The sequence below is a fragment of the Stenotrophomonas nitritireducens genome, assembly GCF_050984405.1.
In the GTDB taxonomy this organism is placed as follows: Bacteria; Pseudomonadota; Gammaproteobacteria; order Xanthomonadales; family Xanthomonadaceae; genus Stenotrophomonas; species Stenotrophomonas nitritireducens_B.
Map to the genome: position 1 here is coordinate 3351297 of NZ_CP158790.1, position 16492 is coordinate 3367788.

10 protein-coding genes, 2 pseudogenes and 1 riboswitch are annotated in these 16492 nt (G+C 71.3%); of the genes and pseudogenes, 7 read left to right on the top strand and 5 right to left on the bottom strand.

Annotation, left to right across the window (positions count from 1 at the left end; all coding sequences use genetic code 11):
• Positions 1-81: 81 nt before the first annotated feature.
• From ABTV91_RS14985 to ABTV91_RS14995, 3 genes are all read left to right on the top strand, one after another.
• Entirely contained in the window at positions 82-1464 is a 1383-nt protein-coding gene (locus tag ABTV91_RS14985; protein ID WP_433852136.1) for an L-serine ammonia-lyase, read from the top strand.
• A 150-nt stretch (positions 1465-1614) separates the two neighbouring features.
• Positions 1615-4638 (top strand): two-component regulator propeller domain-containing protein, encoded by a 3024-nt coding sequence (locus ABTV91_RS14990; RefSeq protein ID WP_433852137.1) that lies wholly within the window; start codon positions 1615-1617, stop codon positions 4636-4638.
• A 215-nt stretch (positions 4639-4853) separates the two neighbouring features.
• Positions 4854-5621, top strand: coding sequence for a hypothetical protein (locus ABTV91_RS14995; protein ID WP_433852138.1), 768 nt, complete (start codon positions 4854-4856; stop codon positions 5619-5621).
• A gap of 360 nt (positions 5622-5981) precedes the next feature.
• Here ABTV91_RS14995 and ABTV91_RS15000 read toward each other — a convergent pair.
• From ABTV91_RS15000 to metX, 3 genes and pseudogenes are all read right to left on the bottom strand, one after another.
• Positions 5982-7006 (bottom strand): annotated as a pseudogene (locus ABTV91_RS15000) (homoserine dehydrogenase).
• A 103-nt stretch (positions 7007-7109) separates the two neighbouring features.
• Positions 7110-8297, bottom strand: a pseudogene (locus tag ABTV91_RS15005) (O-succinylhomoserine (thiol)-lyase); the annotation flags it as partial.
• The gene (metX, locus tag ABTV91_RS15010) at positions 8294-9397 is read right to left on the bottom strand and encodes a homoserine O-succinyltransferase MetX (RefSeq protein ID WP_433852139.1); all 1104 of its coding nucleotides are present in this window, start codon (positions 9395-9397) and stop codon (positions 8294-8296) included. The pseudogene ABTV91_RS15005 and the gene metX, both read right to left, overlap by 4 nt.
• Positions 9391-9510: riboswitch (SAM riboswitch) on the bottom strand. (Overlaps the previous gene by 7 nt.)
• A gap of 113 nt (positions 9511-9623) precedes the next feature.
• Between metX and ABTV91_RS15015 the strand changes: the two genes are divergently transcribed.
• The 4 genes from ABTV91_RS15015 (at position 9624) to ABTV91_RS15030 (ending at position 15011) form a co-directional block, all read left to right on the top strand.
• Positions 9624-10454, top strand: coding sequence for a M23 family metallopeptidase (locus ABTV91_RS15015; RefSeq protein ID WP_433852140.1), 831 nt, complete (start codon positions 9624-9626; stop codon positions 10452-10454).
• A 58-nt stretch (positions 10455-10512) separates the two neighbouring features.
• Positions 10513-12117, top strand: a complete 1605-nt coding sequence (locus ABTV91_RS15020; RefSeq protein ID WP_433852141.1) for a peptide chain release factor 3 — start codon at positions 10513-10515, stop codon at positions 12115-12117.
• 157 nt (positions 12118-12274) lie between these two features.
• Positions 12275-12928 carry a PAQR family membrane homeostasis protein TrhA gene (trhA, locus tag ABTV91_RS15025; RefSeq protein WP_433852142.1) on the top strand — a complete coding sequence of 218 codons (654 nt, stop codon included), beginning with the start codon at positions 12275-12277 and terminating at the stop codon, positions 12926-12928.
• A 109-nt stretch (positions 12929-13037) separates the two neighbouring features.
• A complete protein-coding gene (locus ABTV91_RS15030) occupies positions 13038-15011 on the top strand; it encodes an AsmA family protein (protein ID WP_433852143.1) in 1974 nt (657 codons plus the stop codon).
• 15 nt (positions 15012-15026) lie between these two features.
• Here the strand turns inward: ABTV91_RS15030 and ABTV91_RS15035 are convergent, their stop codons facing one another.
• Together ABTV91_RS15035 and ABTV91_RS15040 are read right to left on the bottom strand one after the other, a co-directional pair.
• Positions 15027-15458, bottom strand: coding sequence for a CBS domain-containing protein (locus ABTV91_RS15035; protein ID WP_433852144.1), 432 nt, complete (start codon positions 15456-15458; stop codon positions 15027-15029).
• Positions 15418-16437 carry a glycosyltransferase family 2 protein gene (locus ABTV91_RS15040; protein ID WP_433852145.1) on the bottom strand — a complete coding sequence of 340 codons (1020 nt, stop codon included), beginning with the start codon at positions 16435-16437 and terminating at the stop codon, positions 15418-15420. The genes ABTV91_RS15035 and ABTV91_RS15040 overlap by 41 nt, the downstream gene beginning before the upstream one ends.
• Positions 16438-16492 lie beyond the last annotated feature (55 nt).

Below are 16492 nucleotides of genomic sequence, written 5' to 3' on the forward strand. Positions count from 1 at the left end.
GGTCCGATGCTGCGCTGCGGGCAGGTCCGGCAGCGGCGAACCCGTAGAATAACGATCCTCTCCAAGCAGTACGCACAACGCATGTCCGTCAGCACGTTCGACCTGTTCAAGATCGGCATCGGCCCGAGTTCGTCGCACACCGTGGGTCCGATGCGCGCGGCCGAGCGCTTCGTCCACCGCTGGCTGCTCGATCCGGGCAGGCTCCAGGACGTGGCGCGCATCCGCGCCGAGGTGTTCGGCTCGCTGGCCCTGACCGGCCGCGGCCACGGCACCGACACCGCCGTGCTGCTCGGCCTGGAAGGCCACCGCCCCAACCTGATCGACCCGGACATCATCCCCGCCACGCTGGCGCGCATCCGCTCGGCCAAGCGCATCAACCTGATGGGCCAGCACGAAATCGCCTTCGACGAGAAGCGCGACCTGGCCCTGAACAAGCGCCAGAAACTGCCCTACCACACCAACGGCATGCGCTTCACCGCCTTCGATGCCAACGATGACGTCATCGCCACGCGCGACTACTACTCCGTCGGCGGCGGCTTCGTGGTCAATGCCGACGATGCCGCCGACGACCGCATCGTGCCCGACCAGACGCCGCTGCCGTATCCGTTCAAAAGCGGCGACGAGCTGCTGGCCCAGGCCGCGCGCAGCGGCCTGAGCATCGCCGCGCTGATGTTCGAGAACGAGAAGTGCTGGCGCAGCGAGGCCGAAATCAGGGACGGCCTGCGCGAGATCTGGGACGCCATGCAGGCCTGCGTGGCGCGCGGCATCCGCTCCGAGGGCACCCTGCCCGGCGGCCTGCACGTGGGCCGCCGCGCCCCGGCGCTGCACCGGGAGCTGTCCGCGCGCCCGGAAGCGGCCATGCGTGATCCGCTGACCACGCTGGACTGGGTCAACCTGTACGCGCTGGCGGTCAACGAGGAGAACGCCGCCGGCGGGCGCGTGGTCACCGCGCCCACCAACGGCGCGGCCGGCATCATCCCGGCGGTGCTGCACTACTACGACCGCTTCTGCCCGGGCAGCAACGAGCAGGGCGTGTTCGACTTCCTGCTTACCGCCGCGGCCATCGGCATCCTCTACAAGGAGAACGCCTCGATCTCCGGCGCCGAGGTCGGCTGCCAGGGCGAGGTCGGCGTGGCCTGCTCGATGGCCGCCGGCGGGCTGATGGCCGCCCTGGGCGGCAAGCCGGGGCAGATCGAGAACGCCGCCGAGATCGGCATGGAACACAACCTGGGCCTGACCTGCGACCCGATCGGCGGGCTGGTGCAGATCCCCTGCATCGAGCGCAACGCCATGGGCGCGGTCAAGGCCATCAACGCCGCGCGCATGGCCATGCGCGGCGACGGCAAGCACAAGGTCAGCCTGGACAAGGTCATCAAGACCATGCGCGACACCGGCCGCGACATGCAGGACAAGTACAAGGAAACCAGCCGCGGCGGGCTGGCCGTCAATGTCATCGAATGCTGAATACGGCAAGGGATTCAAGTCGCCGGTCGAGGGGCCGCTAAGGGATTCGAGGTAACCTGACGCGCAGTCCGGGATTCAGGGGGAATCTCGATCGACAATCCATCCACCATCTGCCATCCGTGCCGGGCGCTGGCAGCCCGCGCCGGGCTGTTGGCTCACCTGTGGCTGCTGGTCCTGCTGGCGGTTTCCCTGCCGGCTGCCGCCCTGGATGCCGGCAAGCCATTCCGCGACTACGTCACCGATACCTGGGGGGTGGACCAGGGACTGCCGCAGATCAGCGTGCTGGCCATCGCCCAGGATCCGGCCGGCTACCTGTGGTTCGGCACCCAGACCGGGCTCGCCCGCTTCGACGGCGTGCGTTTCGTGCGCTACACCCAGCGCGACGCGCCCGAACTGGGCAATACCATCCTGGCCCTGCTCGCCGGCGGCGACGGCCGGTTGTGGATCGGCACCTCGCAGGGGCTGCTGGTGCTGGAGGACGAGCGTTTCCGCGCCATCGCCCCAGCCGTGGCCGACCGCCCCGCGCCGGCCAGCGCCCTGCTGGACGTCGACGGCCGCATCCTGGTCGGTTGCGCGGAAGGCATCTGCACGCCACAGGACGGGCGGCTGCGGCGCGTGCACGCCCTGCCAGGCCCGGCGCTGAGCCTGCTGGCCCGCGAGGATGGGCTGTGGGCCGGCGGCGAAGGCCGGGTATTCCACGTGGTCGACGGCAAGGTGCGGACCCTGCCCCTGCCGGCCATGGCCAACGGCGCCTCGGTCACCGCGCTGGCGCAGGCCGACGGCACGCTCTGGGCCGGAACCCGCCATGGCCTGTTCCGCCTGCACGACGGCAACTGGCAGGCGGCCGCCGGCCGCCCGGCCGACGCCCAGGCGGTGGAGGCGATGCAGGCCGACCGCGACGGCAACCTGTGGGTGGCGACCCCGCAATACCTGGAACGGCTGCGCGCCGGGCAACCGGCCGAGCGCATCCGCGACACGCCCGGCGCCATCGCCATCCGCTCGATCTTCGAGGACCGCGACGGCAACCTCTGGCTGGGCAGCATGGTCGAGGGCGTGACCCGCGCGTGGAACGGCTGGGCGCGGCGCCTGAGCCAGGCCGACGGTCTGGACACGCCCCTGCTGTGGTCGATCGCCGCCGCGCCGGACGGCGACGTCTGGGTCGGCAGCAGCGACGGCGTCGACGTCTGGCGCGACGGTCGCTTCCACAACCGCGTACCGGGCAGCCAGCTCCCGCACCCCGAGGCCTACAGCCTGCTGCCCGAGCGCGACCAGGTCTGGATCGGCACCCGCGCTGGCGTCGCGGTGCTGCGCCAGGGCCGGATCGAGGAACCGGCCGGACTGGCGCCGCTGCGCGACGCGCAGATCAACGGCATCGTGCGCGACCGCGCCGACCGGCTGTGGTTCGCCACGACCCGCGGCCTGTTCCTGCTCGAGGACGGCACGCGCCTGTCGCGCTACGCCGAACGCGACGGCCTGGCCGACCCGCGCATCCGCCTCGTCCACGAAACCCGCGACGGCCGCATTCTGCTGGGCACCTACCAGGGCCTGTACGAGTGGCGCGAGGGGCGCATCCTGCCCACCGGCCGGCTCACCGGGCTGTCCGACGATACCCCCGTCACCGCCTTCCTCGAACTGGAGGACGGGCGCTGGGTGCTGGGCACCAGCAACGGCGAGAGCCTGCGCCTCTACGACGGCCGCCGCTGGCACTGGCTGGACCGCGAACGCGAGCTGCCGGCCAATGTCGCCTTCCACCTGGCCGAGCACGGCAACGACCTGTGGGTCGCCGGCATGCGCGGCGTCTACCGCCTGCCGCTGTCGTCGCTGGACCGGGCGCTGGCCGATCCGGCGCAGCCGGTGGCCGCGCAGATCGTGATCAACTCCGGCGCCGACCGCGCCGGTGGCCAGCAGGACAAATGCTGCAACGGCGCGGGCAACAGCCGCGGTGTGCTGCGCGATGGCCAGCTGTGGCTGCCCACCCGCGACGGCGCGCTGCTGGTGGACGTGGGCACGGCCGCGGACAGCGTGCCGCGCGCGATCAGGATCGACGACGTGCAGGTCCAGGGCCGCCGCCTGGCCGCCGGCCAGGGCACGCTCAAGCTGCCGCTCGACGCCCGCGACCTGCGCTTCGAGTTCAGCCTGCCCGACTTCCAGCCGATGCACACCCCGCAGCTGCGCTACCGCCTGGCCGGCTACGAGAAGGACTGGCGCGAGCTGGACAACCCGGCGATGCGCAACGCCAGCTATGCCAGCCTGCCGCCCGGCTACTACACCTTCGAGGTCGCCGATTTCAGCCACCCCGAGCCGCTGCGCCACGCCGCGCACGTGGCGGTGGAAATCCCGCGGCGCCTGCACGAGACCCTGGCCTTCCGCCTGCTGGCGGTGCTGGGGCTGGCGGGCCTGATCTGGCTGGGCTACCTCGGCCTGCAGCACCGCTACGCGCGCCAGCGCGCGCAGCTGGAACGGCTGGTGCAGGAGCGCACCCGCGACCTGCAGGCCGCCAACGCGCAGCTCAAGGCGATCAGCTTCACCGACCCGCTCACCGGCCTGCACAACCGGCGCTACCTGTCCCAGCAGATCCCCACCGACCTGTCGTTCTACGAACGCGACGGCGGTTACAGGGGCGGCACCGAGGCGGTGGTGTTCGCACTGCTCGACGTGGACCATTTCAAGTCGATCAACGACACCCACGGCCACGCCGCAGGCGACCGCGTACTGGAACAGATCGGCCAACTGCTCGGCGAGCTCAAGCGCAGCGGCGACTACGTGGCGCGCTGGGGCGGCGAGGAATTCCTGCTGGTGTTCCGGCCGCTGCCGCGCGGCAGCCTGGCGCGGCTGGGACAGCGCCTGTGCACGCGCATCGCCGAACACAGCTTCGACCTGGGCAACGGCAAGCGCCATCGGCTCACCGCCTCGGTCGGCCTGATCGAGTGCCCGCTGTTCCCCAGCCACCCGCAGCTGCTCGGCTGGGAGCAGCTGGTCACCCTCGCCGACCGGGCGCTGTACCGGGCCAAGACCTCCGGCCGCAACGGCTGGATCGCCTACCAGCCGGTAGCGGGCGCGCGCGTGCCCGACGACCTGTCGGTCATCACCGGCGACCCATGGTGGCTGGTGGAAAACGGCCTGCTGGAGATGTTCGGCATCGAAGGCGAGATACGCTGCGAAGCCACGCCGTAGCCATGCCCTGGCCGGCACGCACGGCGACGCCCACGTCGCGGACGCGCGTATTGCGCCGACCGCGCCGCGCGCACCAGAATCCCGCATCACCAGGCAGGGCGGGGAAAGGATGCAGAACGAACAGCCAACCGACCGGCCGGCGCCGGCCAGCCCTGCGCGGACCCGCGGCGCGGCCTGCACCGCGCACCGGCGGCGGCCTCACCCTGCCCAGGCTCGTGATCGCGGCGATCGTCCTGCTGGTGCTGGCGTATTTCATCGGCAGGAGGCCGGTCAAGGTGGACCCGGGCGCCGCCGATCCAACGGCGGAAGCCGCGCCGGCGGTGGCCGCCGCGCCCTCCCCGCAACCCGAAGCGATGGTCGTGCGCGGCGAGAAATCGACCACGCTGGCGAACGTCGGGGAGGCCAGCATGTCCCTGCAGGAACAGGGCAATACGCTGCGCATCGAAGGCGGCGTGGGCAGGAACTTCGCCACCGACCTGAAGGCGATACTGGATTCGGCGCCGTCGGTGCGGCGCATCGACATCACCAGCGGCGGCGGCTATGCCGTCACCGGGCTGGAAGCGGCGCGCATCGTCCGCCGCAACAACCTCACCGTGCGCGTGCGCGGGCATTGCGCCAGCATCTGCGTCGCGCTCTGGGCCGCGGCCGCGCAGCGGCAGATGGAACCGGACGCCGTGATCGGCCTGCACCAGCGCAACGCGCAGTGCGACGCCCTGCCCTCGCCGGCGCGTGAGGAATGCCACTACCAGGACCAGTTCGCCACCGAGCACGACTCCAGCTACAGCGCCTGGCTGCAGGCCGCCGGCTTCAACCAGCGCCTGCTCGACCTGCAGTCGCGCACCGCGTCGGAGGACATCGCCGTGCTGGCGGCGCCGCAGCTGTGGGACAACGGCGTCGATTTCAACGTCGTGGACGGCGACGGAACACGCATGGGCCGCGCCGAGGTCGAGCGTTTTCTCGCCGGGAAGTTCGCGCGGCATTGAGAAGCCGCCCGCGCCCGCTATCGCGGTCCGCGGTCCGCGGTCCGCGGTCCGTGGTCAGCGGTCAGCGGTCAGCGGTCAGCGTTCGACAGCAGCCCGGACGGAAGCTCTGCGGCGGGCACGACAACGGCCGGCACCCACCTTGTTCCCGAAGGCGCGGCCCGCCGCACGGCGCATCGGCGCACCCCATCCGCAGGGAAGCGCCGCATCCACGAAAGGCCGCTGCCATGCCGCAAGAAGACCCCGTAGGAGCGGCTTGAGCCGCGAAAGGGCCTGGCCGATGAATCCTCCGGCGCCGGACCGTCGGCCAGCCTCCATTCCCGTCTGCCAACCAGGTGCAGCCGGACGCGCGCCCCTCCGCCCTCAGCGGTTGACGATGCCCAACACGTCGTCCAGCAGCGCCGCAGCGGTGACGCCGGCGCCGGCGCCCGGCCCCTGGATCAGCAGCGGCTGGTCGCGGTAGCGGTCGCTGTGGATCGCCACGCGGTTGTCGGTACCGCGGCCGCCCCCGCCAGCACGTGGTCGGCCGGCAGCGCGCGCAGCAGCCGACGCTGGCGCCCTGCACGTCCACGCGGCCGACGAAACACGGCTTCAACCCCTGCGCGTGCGCCCGCTGCAGCCATTCCTGCAGCGGCGCATCCAGCTGCGCCAGCGCCGCATCGACCTCGTCGGCCGGCAGCGCCGCCAACGCCGGCGGCACCAGCGATTCGACCTTCACCTGCTCCGCGTCCAGCGCCAGGCCGGCCGCGCGCGCCAGGATCAGCAGCTTGCGGCGCACGTCCTCGCCGGACAGGTCGATGCGCGGATCCGGCTCGGTATAGCCGGCTGCCGCCGCCTCGCGCACGCAGGCCGAGAACGGCCGGCTGCCGTCGAAACGATGGAACAGCCACGCCAGCGAACCGGACAGCACGCCTTCGATGGCATGCACTTGGTCGCCGCCGGCCACCAGCGCTCGGATGCTGGACAGCAGCGGCAGGCCCGCGCCGACCGTGGCCGCGTCGCCGTAGCGCACGCCGCCCGCGGACACCAGCCCGCCGATCTGCCGCGCGCGCGCCAGCGTGGTGCCGTTGCCCAGCTTGTTGGCGGTGACCACGTGGATGCCGCGCGCCAGCCAGTGCGCGTGTTCTGCGGCGACATCCTCGCTGGCGGTGGCGTCGACCACGATGTCGCCGGCGCGCAGGCGCCCGATTTCCTCACGGTGCGCCGGCGCGTCGCCCTGCCGGTCCGCGACGCGCGCGCGCGACAGCACGGCGTCGGGCGCGCCGTCGCAGGCCAGCGCGACGCGCGAGTTCGCCACCACGTGCAGCAGCGGCAGGTTGAGCTGGCGCTGGCGCAGGGGGCTGGTAGCGGGCCACGAACGCCGAACCGACCGTGCCGGTGCCCAGCAGCAGCAGCCGCCTGCGCTGCGGCCCGCGGACGCAGCTGCGCGCTCATGCATCCACCGTTTTTCGCTGGGCGGCGGCGCGGCTGTCGGCCAGCACGCGCGCGGCGCGCGCGCAGCAGGCCCGCCTGCAGGTCCGCCACCAGGTCCTCGCTGGCCTCGATGCCGACCGACAGGCGCAGCAGGCCATCGCTGATGCCGGCCTTGGCGCGCGCTTCGGCGGTCATCGCCGCGTGGGTCATGGTGGCCGGGTGCGCGACCAGGCTCTCCACGCCGCCCAGCGATTCGGCCAGGGTGAAATAGCGCAGGCCTTCGACGAAGGCGCGCACCGCCGCGTGCGGATCGGCGCCTTCGCACTGCGCCAGTTCGAAGGACAGCATCGCGCCGAAACCCTTCTGCTGGCGCGCGGCCACCGCATGGCCCGGATGCGACTCCAGCCCCGGGTAATAGACCCTGGCCACCACGTCGCTGGTGGCGAGCAGATCGACCAGGGCGCGGGTGTTTTCCTGGTGCACGCGCAGGCGCGCGTCCAGCGTGCGCAGGCCGCGCAGGGTCAGGAAGGCGTCGAACGGCGAGCCGGTCAGGCCCAGCGCGTTGGCCCACCACACCAGCTGCTGGTGCACCTCGGCGTCGCGCGCGATCACCGCGCCGCCGACCACGTCGCTGTGGCCATTGACGTACTTGGTGGTCGAATGCAGCACCAGGTCGGCGCCGAAGGCGATCGGGTTCTGCAGCGCCGGCGACAGGAAGGTGTTGTCCACCACCACCCTGGCGCCGGCCCTGTGCGCGGCGTCGATCACGAAGCGCAGGTCGGTGATGCGCAGCAGCGGGTTGGACGGGGTCTCCACCAGCACCAGCTTCGGCGCCTGCGCCAGCGCCTCGGCCAGCGCGCGCGGATCGGTCAGGTCGGCGGTGATCAGCTCGAAGTGGCCCTTGCTCGCCAGCGCGTTGAACAGCCGCCAGCTGCCGCCGTAGGCGTCATGCGGCACCACCAGCCTGTCGCCCGGCTGCAGCAGCGCGTTGAGCACCAGGTTGATCGCGCCCATGCCGGTGGAGGTGATGACGCCGCCGGCGCCGCCTTCCAGTTCGGCCAGCGCCTCGCCCAGCAGGTCGCGGGTCGGGTTGCCGCTGCGCGTGTAGTCGTACTGGCGCTTGTTGCCGAAGCCGTCGAAGCTGAAGTTGGACGACAGCACGATCGGCGGCGTCACCGCGCCGAAGGCGGCATCGCGGTCGATGCCGGCACGCACGGCCGCGGTGGCGCGGCAACAGGACACGTCGGAAACGGTGGACAGGCTCATGCGGTTTCTCCGGGAAGGCGAAGGGCGTTGGCGAGGATCGCGTCGATGCGATCGGTTTCTTTCAGGAAGGCGTCGTGGCCGTAGGGCGAGCGCAGCACGCGCAGGCTGCCGCGCGTGCCCAGGCCCTCGACCAGCGCGACCAGGTCGGACAGCGGCACCAGGCGGTCGCCTTCCACCGCGACCACCAGCGTCGGCACGCCGATGGCGGCCGGGTCGACGCGGTGCAGGTCGATGGATTCGGACAGGCGCAGATAGGCGTTGACGCGGGTGCGCGCCACGTACTGCGCGCCGGCGGCGTCGAGGTAGTCCTCGGCGGCCACGCGCACGCGGCCGTTGACCACCTCGGGCGCGGCGTCGAAGCGCTCGCCGAACTCCTCCGGCGTGCGGTAGCTGAGCATGGCGAACTGGCGCGCCAGCGCCAGCCCGTGCGTCTCGGCGCACTGCAGCTGGCCCAGTGCGACCGCGCGCCGCTGCAGCGCGCGCCAGGCCGAGGCATAGGGATGCGGGCGGTGCGCGCCGCTGACCGCCACCAGCCGGCCCAGCCGCTGCGGGTGGCGGATGGCCAGTTGCTGGCCGACCAGGGCGCCGTAGGAATAGCCGACGCAGCCGTGCAGGCAGTCGATGCCCAGCGCGTCCAGCAGCGCGGCGACGGCGTCGGCCTGGTCGGCGGTGTCGATCGGCGCGTCCAGCCCACCATCGGCGCCGATGAAATCGAAGCCGAGCAGGCGGCGGCGCGACGGGTCCAGCGCGCGGCCGGCGCCGACCAGGCCGTCGGCCCAGCCCTTCTCGCCGAATACCGCGTTGGCGGCGATGTGGCGGTGCGCGGAAATGCCGCCGGCCACCAGCACCACCGGCGCATCAGCGCGGCCGACCAGCTCGTAGCGCAGGCGCAGCACGCGCGCGCCGGCATGGCGCATGGCCAGGCGCACCTCGATTTCCCCGCGCACGGCGGCAATGGCAGGCGTCGCGCCGTCATGCGCGGCGGCCGGGATTTCACGGAGGGCGGTGGCGGTGGCGAAACTCATGGCGATATCCGGTAAGGAGCAGCCATCGAGCTTCGCGGGCCCGTGTTCGCCGTGCGCTGGCACGGATCGAACCATCTTTCGGCGGACACAGTGGTCACCGCAGGATTTGGCACCAAACACAGGCGCTTGCGCACCCGCTGGTTGCCCCGGCATCAAAGGGCCTGTCCCTCCGCCGGTCTCGATGGTGGGCACACGATGCCAGCCGCCCCGCCGCCTGTCAATCTCTTTATTCGGATGGAGCGATGGAGTTTCCGATGCAACCATGCCGGCATAATCCGGGGCCCGCCTCCGCCGTCATCGCATGCGCCAGCTGCCGCTCCTGCTCCTGTCCGCGACACTCGCCCTGCCCGCCCACGGCGAAGGCGCCGCGCCGCGCTGGCGCCAGGGCTGGGGGCTGACCGCTTCGACGCCGCAGGGAAACGGCATTGCCCACGGCACCGGCTTCGCCCGCCTGCTGGAGCTGCAGCACCGCGCCGGCGGCCACGAGGCGCAGGCGCGCAACCTGCTGGCCGGCCCGGTCCAGGTCCGCCTGCGCGATGGCGGCAGTGGCGGCGCGATGGCCGCGCCGGTGCTGCTGCCGGCCGGCGCGCAGCGCCGCCTGCTGTGGCTGGCCGACGACGGCAAGGGCGTGCGCCTGCTGCTTGATGCCGTTCCCGGCGATCCGTCCGCCCGCCCCACCGACCATCTCTACCGGCTGCCGTTCGAGGGCACGCCGGTCCGTGTCAGCCAGGGCATCGACGGCCACCGCAGCCACCGCGACGCGCAGAACCGCCATGCCATCGACTTCCCCCTGCCCGAAGGCACGCCGGTCCTCGCCGCCCGCGCCGGCACGGTGATGCAGGCGGTGGCCGATTCGCCGGAGGACGGCTGCCTGGTCCGGATCCTGCACGCCGATGGCGGCATGGCGCTGTATGCCCACCTGCAGTCCGGCAGCCTGGCGGTCCGCCCCGGGCAGGCGGTCCAGGCCGGCCAGGTGCTGGCCCGCTCCGGCAACACCGGCCGCAGCACCGGCCCGCACCTGCACTTCGCGGTGCAGGCCAATACCGGGCTGGCGCTGGCTTCGATCCCGTTCCGCATGGCCGGCCCGCACGGCGAGCTGCGCTTCGCCCGCGAAACGGGCGCCGCGCCCTGAGCGGCTATAATCGCCGGCTTCCCTTTCCCAATGCGCGCCCGCCGCGGGCGCAGCCGCCATGTCCGAAGTCGCCTCCGAAGCCGCGCGCCGCCGCACCTTCGCCATCATTTCCCACCCCGACGCCGGCAAGACCACGCTGACCGAAAAGCTGCTGCTGTTCGGAGGCGCGATCCAGATGGCCGGTTCGGTGAAGTCGCGCAAGACCAGCCGCCACGCCACCTCGGACTGGATGGCGCTGGAAAAGGAGCGCGGCATCTCGGTCACCTCCTCGGTGATGCAGTTCCCGTACGAGGGCAAGATCGTCAACCTGCTCGATACCCCCGGCCACGCCGACTTCGGCGAGGACACCTACCGCGTGCTCACCGCGGTGGACTCGGCGCTGATGGTGATCGACGTGGCCAAGGGCGTGGAGGAGCGCACCATCAAGCTGATGGAGGTGTGCCGCCTGCGCGACACGCCGATCATGACCTTCATCAACAAGCTCGACCGCGAGGGCAAGGACCCGATCGAACTGCTGGACGAGGTGGAAACCGTGCTCGGCATCCAGTGCGCCCCGGTCACCTGGCCGATTGGCATGGGCCAGCGCCTGAAGGGCGTGGTGCACCTGCTCACCGGCGAAGTGCACCTGTACGAACCGGGCCGCAACTTCACCCGCCAGGATTCGACCATCTTCCCGTCGCTGGACGCGCCCGGCCTGGCCGAGCGCATCGGCGAGAAGATGCTGGCCGACCTGCGCGAGGAACTGGAACTGGTGCAGGGCGCCAGCCATCCGTTCGACAAGGACGCCTACCTGCGCGGCCAGCAGACCCCGGTGTTCTTCGGCTCGGGCGTGAACAACTTCGGCGTGCAGCCGCTGCTGGACTTCTTCGTCGAGCACGCGCCGGCGCCGCAGCCGCGCGCCACCACCGGCCGCGACATCGCCCCGCAGGAAGACAGGCTGACCGGCTTCGTGTTCAAGATCCAGGCCAACATGGACCCGCAGCACCGCGACCGCGTGGCGTTCATGCGCGTGTGCTCGGGCAGGTTCAGCGCCGGCATGAAGACCTTCCACGTGCGCACCGGCAAGGAAATGAAGCTGGCCAACGCGCTGACCTTCATGGCCAGCGACCGCGAGATCGCCGCCGAGGCGTGGCCGGGCGACGTGATCGGCATCCACAACCACGGCACCATTTCCATCGGCGACACCTTCACCGAGGGCGAGGCGGTCACCTTCACCGGCATCCCCAACTTCGCCCCGGAACTGTTCCGCCGCGCGCGCCTGAAGGACCCGCTCAAGCTCAAGCAGCTGCAGAAGGGCCTGGCGCAGCTGTCCGAGGAAGGCGCCACCCAGTTCTTCCGCCCGATCATGAGCAACGACCTGATCCTGGGCGCGGTGGGCGTGCTGCAGTTCGACGTGGCCGCCTACCGCCTGAAGGACGAGTACGGCGTGGAAGCCATCTTCGAGCCGGTCGGCGTGGTGACCGCGCGCTGGGTGCATTGCGACAACGCGAAGAAGCTGGAGGAGTTCCGCGAAAAGAACGCCAGCAACCTGGCCGTGGATGCCGCCGGGCACCTGGTCTACCTCGCCCCGACCCGGGTCAACCTGCAGCTGGCGCAGGAACGCGCGCCGGACGTGCGTTTCTCCGCCACGCGCGAGGCCGCGCACACCGTCTCGGTGGAATGAATGCCCATGCAGGAGCGCACCTTGGTGCGCGAGGGGCTTTCCCGGGAGAGCCTCATCGCACACCAGGGTAGCTCCTGCCGTCGTAGCCTGACGCCATCCGGAACAGGCGTCCGGCGTACGGATGCACCGGGTGCTGCATTGCGGTAACTTGCCGCCCATGCCTACCGTCGCTCCCCTGCGGCATCACGCCGCCGACATCCGCGAGGAGATCGCCAGCGCCCTGACCCACGGGCTTGGCGCCGTCACCGCCCTGGGCGCCAGCGCCGTGCTGATCACGCTGGCCGCGATCTACGGCGATGGCTGGCAACTGGCCAGCGCCATCGTCTTCGGCATCGCGCTGCTGCTGCTCTACACCGCCTCCACGCTGTACCACGCCATCCAGCACCCGGTGGCCAAGGGACGGCTGAAGATCTTCGACCATTGCGCGATCTACCTGCTGATCGCCGGCACCTATACGCCGTTCACGCTGATCGGGCTGCGCGGGCCGTGGGGCTGGGGGCTGTTCGCGGCGATCTGGACGCTGGCGGTGGGCGGCGTGGTGTTCAAGCTGTTCTATACCGGCCGCTTCAAGCGGCTTTCCACCGCCATCTACATCGCGATGGGCTGGCTGGTGATCGTCGCCATCGAGCCGATGTGGAACTCGCTGGACGGCTTCACCCTCGGCTGGCTGCTGGCCGGCGGCGTCTTCTACACGCTGGGCACCTACTTCTACCACCGCGAATCGGTGCGCTATTCGCACGCCATCTGGCACCTGTTCGTGATCGGCGGCAGCGTCTGCCATTTCGTCTCGGTGACGGCGCAGATCCTGTAGCTGCAGGCGCGCGCCCGCCGGCGCGCCGCATGCGGCGGCAACGGAACCTGCACGCCGCGCGAATGAGTGCTTCGCACCGCGTGCACGGGACGACGGCAACCATGGCCGCGTGAATACTCCGCCTGCCCCCGCCGCGCCGCGCGCGTCGCGCTGGCGTCTCCGCCGCCCCGGCAAGCGTGGCCAGCGCTGGCTGGCGGCGTCCGCGCTGCTGCTCGCGGCCATCGTCGTACTGCTGTTGCTGTGGGACTGGAACTGGTTCAAGGGCCCGCTGGAGCGCATGGTGCAGGCGCGCACCGGTCGCGCCCTGCACATCGGCGATCTCGACGTCGACCTGGGCCGTACCAGCACCGTGCGCGCGGACCGCGTCACCTTCGCCAACGCATCGTGGGCGGAGCGGCCGGACATGGCGCGCGCCGACCGGGTGGAGATCGACCTGCGCCTGTGGCCGCTGCTGCGCGGCAGCGTGCAGTTGCCGGAGATACGCCTCACCCGTCCCGACCTGCTGCTGCAGACCGCACCGCGACCTGGTGAACCCGGCAACTGGGCGTTCCTCCCCGGCGGCGACGGCGGCCGCGCGCCACAGCTCCGGCGCCTGCGTGTGGACGATGGCCGGCTGCAATTCCTCGACGAAGCCGGCCGCACCGACATCCAGCTGGACGTGCACAGCGGCCCCGCCAGGCAGGCGGGCGCGGCGCCGCCGCTGCTGCTGGAAGGCAAGGGCCGCTGGCGCGGCGCCTCGTTCACCGTGCGCGGCGGCACCGAATCGCCCCTGGAACTGGCCGACAGCGACCATCCCTTCCGCCTGCACCTCGATGGCCATGCCGGCGCCACCCACGCGGTAGCCAGCGGCACGCTGACCAATCCATTCCAGCTGCAGGTCTTCGATCTGCAGTTCAGGCTCAGCGGCAAGGACCTGGAAGACCTGTACCCGCTGATCGGCATCGCCCTGCCTTCCTCGCCGCCGTACCGGCTCGATGGCCGCCTCAAACGCGATTACCAGGTCTGGCGCTACGAGAAGTTCAGCGGGCAGGTCGGCGACAGCGACCTTGCCGGCGACGTACAAATCGACGTGGCCGGCGAGCGCCCGCGGCTGACGGCCGGGCTGGTCTCTCGCAGGCTGGACTTCGACGACCTGGCCGGCTTCGTCGGCGCGCCGCCCAGGACCGGCGGCGGCGAGACCGCGAACGCCGAACAGAAGGCGAAGGCCGCGGCGCTGGCGGCCAGGCCCACGGTGCTGCCGGACACGCCCTACAACCTGGCCAAGCTGCGCGCGATGGACGCCGACGTGCGCTGGAAGGCGCAACGCATCAACTCGCCGACATTGCCGCTGGACGACATGGACGCGCACCTGCGGCTGGACGACGGCCTGCTGCGCCTGGAGCCGCTGAACTTCGGCGTGGCCGGCGGCGACATCCGCAGCACCGTGCGCATGGACGCGCGGCGCCCGCAGATCACCACGGCGCTCGACGCCAGCGTGCGCGGCGTGCAGCTCGGCCGGCTGTTCCCCGATGCGAAGCTGGCCGAACAGGCATCGGGCGGCATCGGCGGGCAGGTGCGCCTGTCCGGCACCGGCAATTCCATCGCCGCCATGCTCGGCAGCAGCGACGGCAGCGTGGCGCTGGGCATGGGCCGCGGCCACGTCGGCAACCTGCTGATGGAACTGGCCGGGCTGGACGTGGCCGAATCGCTGAAATTCCTGTTCACCGGCGATCGCCAGATACCGCTGCGCTGCGCGTTCGCCGACTTCGGCGTGGACAACGGCCTGATGCAGGCGCGTGCGCTGGCCTTCGACACCACCGACACGCTGGTCGTGGGCGAAGGCAGCATCAGCCTCAAGCGCGAGGAACTGGACCTGCTGCTGCGGCCGCGGCCCAAGGACAAGAGCATCCTCGCCCTGCGCTCGCCGCTGCGCATCGGCGGCACCTTCAAGGATCCTTCGTTCCGCCCGGACTTCAAGGCGCTGGGGCTGCGGGGCGCCATCGCCCTGACCCTGGGCAGCATCACGCCGCCGGCGGCGCTGCTGGCCACCATCGAAACCGGGCCCGGCAAGGACGCCGACTGCGGCGGCCACTACGCGAAGTAGGACGCCGGCGCGCGGTCAGCCGCCGACGATGTACTGCTGCAGCTGGCCCAGTTCCTGCCGCTGCTGTTCGATCACCGCCTTGACCAGGTCGCCGATCGAGATCACGCCCAGCACCGCGCCGTCCTCCACCACCGGCAGGTGGCGGATGCGGCGGTCGGTCACCAGTTGCAGGCAATCCTCCACCGTGGCCGCCGGCGACACCGTGACCAGGTCGGCGGTCATGATCGCCGCCACCGGCGTATCGCGCGAGGACCGGTCGCGCAGCACGATCTTGCGCGCGTAGTCGCGCTCGGAAAGGATGCCGGCCAGCCGCGCGCCGTCCATCACCAGCACCGCGCCGATGCCCTTCTCGGCCATCAGCCGGATCGCGTCGATCACCGCGCTCTGCGGCGCTACCGCGTGGATCTCAGGGGACTTGGTCCCGAGCAACTGACGAACGGTCTGCATGGCGTTCTCCCTTGCTGGCGGATGCGTCCGATAGTGCCACGTCGGCCGGCCGCCAGGTGTCAACCAGGTACAGCGGCCGCTGCTTGGCCTCCATGTACAGGCGGCCCAGGTACTCGCCGATCAGTCCCAGCGCGATCAATTGCACGCCGCCCAGGAACAGGATCACCGCCATCATCGTCGGCCAGCCTGCGACGCGGTCGCCGTACAGCGCCGCCTTGCCCACCACCCAGGCGCCGAAACCGAACGCCGACGCGGCGGTCAGCAGTCCCAGGTAGGTCGCCACGCGCAAAGGCGCGGTGGAGAAACTGGTGATGCCTTCCAGCGCGAAGTTCCAGAGCTTCCAGAAACCGAACTTGCTGCGCCCGGCCATGCGCGGCGCGCGATGGTACGGCAACGCCACGCGGCGGAACCCGACCCAGCCGAACAGTCCCTTCATGAAGCGCTGCCGTTCGCGCAGCTGCCGCAACGCGGCCAGCGCGCGCGGCGACAGCAGGCGGAAATCGCCGGTATCGGCGGGGATCGGCGTTTTCGACAGGCGCCCGATCACCCGGTAGAACGCGGCGGAGGTAACGCGCTTGAGCCAGCCTTCGCCGTCGCGCACCAGGCGCGTGCCGTAGACATCGTCGTGACCCTGCCGCCACAACGCGACGAACTGCGGAATCAGCTCCGGCGGGTCCTGTCCGTCGGCGTCCAGGATCAGCGCCGCGCCCTCGTCCACCAGGTCCAGCCCGGCGGTGAGCGCGGCCTCCTTGCCGAAATTGCGCGACAGGCGCAGCGCGGCCACCTGTGGGTCGGTCGCCGCCAGTTGCTGCATCAACGACCAGGTGGCGTCGGTACTGCCGTCGTCCACGTAGAGCACGCGCCCGTCGATGTCAGGCAGGCGCTCCAGTTCGGCGCGGATGCGCGGGTGCAGCAACGGCAGCGCGTCCTGCTCGTTGCAGGCGGCGATGACGATGGTCAGCCGGTCGCGGGATGTCATGCGCGCATTCTACGGAATCCCGTCGACGCGCCCGGTACTCCCATGCGCGCCGCGA